The organism is Chromobacterium sinusclupearum, from assembly GCF_002902845.1.
GTDB classification, from domain to species: domain Bacteria; phylum Pseudomonadota; class Gammaproteobacteria; order Burkholderiales; family Chromobacteriaceae; genus Chromobacterium; species Chromobacterium sinusclupearum.
Window position 1 is genome coordinate 275,703 of the sequence record NZ_PPTF01000068.1, and the last position, 6,240, is coordinate 281,942.

6 protein-coding genes are annotated in these 6,240 nt (G+C 65.7%); 3 read left to right on the forward strand and 3 right to left on the reverse strand.

What is annotated here, in order from left to right; all coding sequences use genetic code 11:
- Both C2134_RS15300 and C2134_RS15305 read left to right on the forward strand, forming a co-directional pair.
- A complete protein-coding gene (locus C2134_RS15300; RefSeq protein WP_103320994.1) occupies positions 1-765 on the forward strand; it encodes a DeoR/GlpR family DNA-binding transcription regulator in 765 nt (254 codons plus the stop codon).
- A gap of 61 nt (positions 766-826) precedes the next feature.
- Complete coding sequence (locus C2134_RS15305) at positions 827-1,603, forward strand: EAL domain-containing protein (protein WP_103320995.1); 777 nt, start codon at positions 827-829, stop codon at positions 1,601-1,603.
- Positions 1,604-1,769: 166 nt separating this feature from the next.
- Here C2134_RS15305 and C2134_RS15310 read toward each other — a convergent pair whose 3' ends face one another.
- Positions 1,770-2,942 carry an MFS transporter gene (locus C2134_RS15310; RefSeq protein ID WP_103320996.1) on the reverse strand — a complete coding sequence of 391 codons (1,173 nt, stop codon included), beginning with the start codon at positions 2,940-2,942 and terminating at the stop codon, positions 1,770-1,772.
- The gene (locus C2134_RS15315; protein WP_103321021.1) at positions 2,942-4,123 is read right to left on the reverse strand and encodes a serine hydrolase domain-containing protein; all 1,182 of its coding nucleotides are present in this window, start codon (positions 4,121-4,123) and stop codon (positions 2,942-2,944) included. The genes C2134_RS15310 and C2134_RS15315 overlap by 1 nt, the downstream gene beginning before the upstream one ends.
- Positions 4,124-4,242: 119 nt before the next feature.
- On the opposite strand from C2134_RS15315, the gene C2134_RS15320 reads away from it, so the two are divergent.
- On the forward strand, positions 4,243-5,118 hold the full coding sequence (locus tag C2134_RS15320; protein ID WP_233196469.1) for a LysR family transcriptional regulator: 876 nt from the start codon (positions 4,243-4,245) through the stop codon (positions 5,116-5,118).
- A 71-nt stretch (positions 5,119-5,189) separates the two neighbouring features.
- On the opposite strand, the gene C2134_RS15325 is transcribed toward C2134_RS15320, so the two are convergent.
- Complete coding sequence (locus C2134_RS15325; RefSeq protein ID WP_043613317.1) at positions 5,190-5,957, reverse strand: DeoR/GlpR family DNA-binding transcription regulator; 768 nt, start codon at positions 5,955-5,957, stop codon at positions 5,190-5,192.
- Positions 5,958-6,240 lie beyond the last annotated feature (283 nt).

Genomic DNA, 6,240 nt, shown 5'->3' on the forward strand with positions numbered 1-6,240 from the left:
ATGCTGATCCTGAATCAACGACAACAAGAGCTGCTGGACATGGTCAGGCGCGAGAGCTATGTCAGCGTGGAGAAGCTGGCCGAACATTTTGAAGTCACCCGGCAGACCATACGCCGCGACATCACCCTGCTGGCCGAGCATCAGCAGCTGCAGCGCTACCACGGCGGCGCCAGCGTATTGTCCAGCGTGGAGAATGTGGCCTACCAGGCGCGGCAGGTACTGTGCATAGAGGAAAAGCGCCGCATCGCGCGTTGTCTGGCGCGGCACATCCCGGACAACGCCTCGCTGTTCATCAATCTGGGCACCACGACGGAGGAAGTGGCCAAGGCGCTGCACCGCCATCGCGGGCTGAGGGTCATCACCAACAATCTGCACGTGGCGGAGCAGATGTGCGACTACCCGGACTGCGAGGTCATCGTGCTGGGCGGCTCGCTGAGGAAGCGCGACCGCGGCCTGACCGGCGAGGCGACTGTGCAGATGATCCGCCAGTTCCGCGTCGACTACGGCATCATCGGCGTGTCCAGCATCGAAGCCGACGGCACGCTGCGCGATTACGACTACCGCGAAGTGCGCACCACCGAAGCCATCATCCAGCAGTCGCGCCAGGTGTTCCTGGCGGCCGACCACAGCAAGTTCGACCGCCCGGCGCTGGTGGAGCTGGGGCGGCTCTCCCAGATCGCCGCGCTGTTCACCGACAAGCCGGTGCCGCCGGGCATCGCCCGCCTGATGCAGGAAGGCGGCACTCAATTGCACATCGCCGAATAGCACTGATAAGTATTTTCGGCATTGCTATGCTGAAGCATCGTGTCCAAATGGAGGGTACGGCATGGAACCCTCTTTTTCCGCCCAAAGCGGCACGCTGTTCCGCGATGCCTCGGGCCGCTATTGCGCCAGCCTGGATGGCTGTCGATTTCTCAGCGTGTTTCAGCCGATTTTCTACAAGGGCGGCAGCCTGTTCGGCTATGAGGCGCTGCTGCGGGTGGTGGACGAAGGCGGCGAATGGCAGGCGCCGGACCGTTTCCTGGCCAGCCTGTCCCCGGAGCGGGCGCAACTGGCCGACACCCTGGCCCGGTTGATCCATGTGCGCAATTTTGCCCAGAGCCGGCAGGAAACCTGCCTGACCTTGAACCTGCTGACCGCCACCGTGCAGGAAGACCACCGCGGCCTCACCCACCTGCCCCTGCTGAAAAATCTGCTGCAAAGCGTGGAGCTGGATTGCGGCGGGGTGATTTTCGAAGTGCCGGCGCGCGAGGTGGAGCACCACGGCCAAGCGCTGCTGGACGGCTTGCGCCATGCCGCGGAAATGGGTTTCGGCACGGCGGTCGATGACTTCGGCGCGGCGGAGGCCCCGCACAGCAAGGTGACCGAGTTATCGCCTGACATCATCAAGCTCCATCCCAGCCTGCTGCAGGAGTACATGGCGGGCGAAACCAAAAAGCTGCCGGCGCTGCTGGAGTCGGGTTGGCAGATCGGCAGCCGCATGCTGGTGGAAGGCGTGGAAACCGCCGAGCAGCTGGAAGCGATGCGCGCGCTCGGCGTCGAACTGTACCAGGGCTATTATCTTGGCAGGCCGGGCGAGCTGGCGGTGGCCTGCCAGCTGTAGCCGCGGCTAACCACCTCGTGCCCCGGATATTGTCAAGATGGGCGTGGCTTGGCGGAACTCCCGGCTTTGCCGGGATTCCGCCCTACGGTTGATGGTTTCGCGTAGGGCGGATGCCCCGTTCACGGGGTGATCCGCCGCTCACGGCGTACCCATTAACCAATTCCAATCAAACCGACACGTCCGCCGGTCGGGCCTTGGCTTGCCAGCTGTCGCCGCGTCTATCCAGGCTCAAACTGAGCCAAGCCAGCAAGGCCAGCGCCGCGCCCAGCCACACGGGCGCGCGCAAGTCCCAGCCTGCGTCCAGGCAAAGGCCGCCGGCCCAGGCGCCGAACATCAGGCCCAGATTGATCACCGCCATGTGCAGGCTGTTCACCATCGCCCCGCTTCCCCCCGCCCGCACTACCCGCGCCACCATGGCCGGGTTCATCGGCAGGCCAGCCAGGCCCAGCAGGAACAATGCCGTCACCGTCAGCGCCTGCCATTGCGCGCCCAGCGCCAAGGCAGTCATCGCCACTAGCAGCGTCAGGATGCCGCCCTGCAGCACGCGGCGGGTGTGGCGGTCAGCCAGCCGGCTGGTAAGCAGATTGCCCAGCACCGTGGCTGCGCCGTATGCGCCAAACAATATGGGCACCATGGCGGCGGAAAAACCGCTGACCTGCAGGAAGATAGGGGCGAGATAGGTGAAGACGGCGAACACTGAGCCTATGATCAGGCCGCTGGACGCATAAGCCGCCCACAAGGCCGGTCTGGCCAGCGCGCGCATTTCCTCACCCGCCTCCTGGCGCGCCGGCGCGGAGCCGGCGGGCGTCAAGGCCGCGATGCCCAGCATGGCCAAACCTACCAGACCCGCTACCAGCCAGAAAGACACGCGCCAGCCCCAGCGCTGGTCCAGCAGCGCGGCCATGGGCAAGCCTGCCACCGAGGCCAGCATCAGGCCGTTCAGCACCAGGCCGGCGGCGCGGGCGATACGGCCCGGACCCACCAGCTCGCCGGCCAGGGCCAAGGCCACGCCGAAGAAGGCGGACTGCGCCACGCCGCAGACGATCCGCGAGGCCAGCATCAGTGGATAGCCGTCTGCGCTCGCGCCCAGCAGCTGGCCCAGCAGGAATAGCGCCAGCAGGCTCAGCAAGGCCGGTTTGCGCCGGACCGAACGCAGCCACAGCGTCAATACTGGGCCGCCCACCACCACGCTGGCTGCGTAGGCGGACACCAGATTGCCCACCTCGGGCAGCGAAACCTGGAAGGCCGCAGCCAGCGACGGCATCATGCCGGCCACCATGAATTCCGAGGTGGCCATGGCGAAGATGCACAGGCTGAGCAGATAGATGGCGACGGGCATCAGGCGGCTCTCCTTTCCACATCCAGCGCGGCATAGACGGCTTGCAGCCATTCGCCGCTGAACGCGCCCACCGAGCCTTCCAGGGCTGTGTTGGTGCAGACGACGAAACTGACGCCGCGCGCCGGGTCCACCAGCCAGCTATGGCCGTAAGCGCCCAGCCAGCGCCAGCTGCCGCGGCTTGCCGGCAGGCCCGCGGTTGCCGGATCGCGCAGCACGGCGCCGGCCAGGCCGTGGCCCCAGCCGGGCCAGCCTTCCATCTCGATGCCGATTATCTGGTCGCGCATCATTTCATCGCGCCACTCGCGCGGCAGCCAGTCTTCGCGTCCGACGCGCAGCGCCTCCAGCAGAGCGAGGAAATCCGCTGCCGTGCCCACCATGCCGGCGCCGCCGGACGGAAAGGCTTGTTGGTCCAGCGCTCGCGCAGGAGCGTAAGCGATGCCGGCGCATTCCGGCTGCAGGATCAGCCGATGCGCCTGCTCCATGCGTTGCGGCCCGCCCTCGGTTTCGGCATAAGCCGCGCCCAGCCGGGCCGGATCGACGGCGTGGAAGGCGGTATCGGCCAAACCCAACGGAGCCGTCACCTCGCGTCGCATCACCTCAGGCAGCGGCAAGCTGGTGGCGGCTTCCAGCACCCCGCCGATGACGTCCGTTGCCAGTGAATAGATCCAGCCTTGGCCCGGCGCTTGCCACAACGTCTGTGCCGCGAGCCGGCGCAGATTCTCCTCCAGGCTGATGGCGGCATGGTCAAGCCCGTCGGACACGCCGGCGGCATGATAGGCGCCGCCGCCGGCCGGCTCCAGAAAGCCGTAGCCCAGCCCCGCGGTGTGGGTCAGCAACTGACGCAGGGTGATGACGGGTTGGCTGCCATCGGCTAGGCGCGGCGCGAAATACGGCAGGTAGTCGCTGACGGCGGCGTCCAGCCGCAACACGCCGCGCGCGGCCAGCCGGATCGCCGCGCAGCTGGTGTACAGCTTGCTGAGCGAGGCCAGGCGGAACAAGCCGTTTGGGCGCATGGCGACGCCAGCCTCGCGGTCGGCCCAGCCGGCGGCGCGGTGGTAGACGGACTGGCCGTTGACGGCGAGCCAGGCCTCGGCGCCGATCAGCCGTCCTTCGCTCAGCGCGGCGTCCAGCAAGCGATCCAGGGTGGCAGTGTCTAAAGAGTGTGTCGCTTCGATATGCATGATCCAGGTCCGAAACAAGAAGGTGGACCGATGCTAAAAGCCCTTGCATGACGAATAAATGGGTTAGCATTCCGTTCAAAACGGAATTTCATTCTGTAATGGGTATCACCATGGAAAAAATGAGCGGAATCGAGCTGTTCGCGCAGGTGGCTCGCCAGGGCAGCCTGGTGGCGGCGGGACGGCAGTTGGGCCTGTCGGCGTCGGCGGTGGGTAAGGGCTTGCAGCGGCTGGAGCAAAGATTGGGCGTGCGGCTGGTTCACCGCAGCACCCGCCGGCTGGCGCTGACGGCCGAGGGGCAGCAGTATCTGGCGCGCTGTCAGCGTATTCTGGACGAGGTGGACGCCGCCGAGCGCGAGCTGCAGCAAGGCCTGGCTGCGCCCAGAGGCCGGCTGAAAGTGGGCCTGCCGCATGAAAGCGGCTTGCTGACGCCGCATCTGGCCGGCTTCATGCGCGTCTACCCGCAAGTGGCGCTGGATTTGGATTACAACGATCGGCTGGTGGACGTGATAGGAGAAGGTTTCGACGTGGTGGTGCGCGGCGGCGAACCGGGCGATTCTCGGCTGGCCGGACGGCGCTTGGGCGGCTACCGCATGCTGCTGGTCGCCTCGCCGGGTTATCTGGCGGCATCCGGCGCGCCGCAGTCGGCGCGCGATCTGGCGCGGCACCGCTGCCTGCATTACCGCTTTCCCAGCAGCGGCAAGCTGCTGCCGTGGCCGTTGGCGCCGGATGATGAGGCGGAAGCGCGGCTGCCGATCAGCGCCAGCTGCAATACCGGCGAGGCGCTGATCGAGCTGGCGGTACGGGACTTGGGCATCGCCTGCCTGCCTGATTTTACCGTGAAGGGTGAGCTGGCTTGCGGCGCCTTGGTGGCGCTGGACACGCCCAGGGTGGCGCGCAGCGGCAATATGTATCTGTTATGGCCGGCCACGCCGGCGATGCCGCCGCGGCTGCGCGTGTTCATCGACTATATGGCCGCGCATGTGTTCGCGGAATGAGCCGACCGACAGTCAAAACGAGGAGACCCGGTCGCAATGCCGGGTCTCGCGGGGACGTGTGCAGCGTGTGATCAGGCTTCGGACAGCACCAGCCTGACGTTGTGCTCTTCCAGCAGCTTGGTGACCGGCTCCGGCGGCGCGGCATCGGTGAACACGGTGTGGAATTCGCTGATGTGGCCCATGCGCACCAGTGCGTTGCGGCCGAACTTGCTGTGGTCGGCGGCCAGGTAGCGGTGGCGGGCGTTGTTCATCATCGCCTGCGCCACGCGCACCTCGCGGTAGTCGAAGTCCAGCAGCGAGCCGTCCGGCTCGATGCCGGAGACGCCGATGATGGCGTAGTCCACCTTGAACTGGTTGATGAAGTCCAGCGTCGCCACGCCGGTAATGCCGCCGTCGGACGCGCGCACCGTGCCGGAAGTGATCATCGCGGTGAAGTCCGGGTTGGTGGACATGATGGAGGCGACGTGGATGTTGTTGGTGATGACGCGCAGCCCTTTGTGCGTGGCCGTCAGCGCCTGCGCCACCGCTTCAATGGTGGTGCCTATGCTCATGAACAGCGAGGCGTGGTCCGGAATGCTGCGGGCGATCATGTCCGCGATATGGGCTTTTTCGCTCTGGAACTTTCCTTTGCGAGCAAAGTAGTCCTCGTTCTCCACGCTGTTGCCCAGCGCGGCGCCGCCGTGATAGCGGCGCAGCAGATTGGCTTCGCACAGCTGGTTGATGTCGCGGCGTATCGTTTGCGGCGTGACATCGAGCAGACGGGCCAGCTCTTCGATCGGCATGAAGCCGTTTTCGCGGACCAGTTGCAGAATCTTGTCGTGACGTGGAGAGCGGCTCATAACTATTCGGAATCGAAAATCACGTTACTTTAGTAACATATTTGTCCCCGCAATAGCAAATGCAGGATGCAAAAAAAGCCGCATGTGCGTCCTGGCGCAAGACTGGCTACTCGCGCTTGGAGCAAGGCATGGGCGTGATTGACCGGCAGATTCCGACTGGCGCGCAGGCCAAGCCCTCGCGCCTTTCGCGCCGAATTTTCGTTGTTCCGCGCTGGCAGAGAATGACTATGCGGCGCGCGAAACGCCTCGATTCGCCGCAAAACGCATCCCGGCGCGACCGCTC

What these genes read in the sequence shown, in the direction of transcription:
- C2134_RS15300 (WP_103320994.1), top strand. Translation starts at nt 1, where the DNA reads ATGCTGATCCTGAATCAACGACAACAAGAGCTGCTGGACATGGTCAGG.
- C2134_RS15305 (WP_103320995.1), top strand. Translation starts at nt 827, where the DNA reads ATGGAACCCTCTTTTTCCGCCCAAAGCGGCACGCTGTTCCGCGATGCC.
- C2134_RS15310 (WP_103320996.1), bottom strand. Translation starts at nt 2,942, where the DNA reads ATGCCCGTCGCCATCTATCTGCTCAGCCTGTGCATCTTCGCCATGGCC.
- C2134_RS15315 (WP_103321021.1), bottom strand. Translation starts at nt 4,123, where the DNA reads ATGCATATCGAAGCGACACACTCTTTAGACACTGCCACCCTGGATCGC.
- C2134_RS15320 (WP_233196469.1), top strand. Translation starts at nt 4,243, where the DNA reads ATGAGCGGAATCGAGCTGTTCGCGCAGGTGGCTCGCCAGGGCAGCCTG.
- C2134_RS15325 (WP_043613317.1), bottom strand. Translation starts at nt 5,957, where the DNA reads ATGAGCCGCTCTCCACGTCACGACAAGATTCTGCAACTGGTCCGCGAA.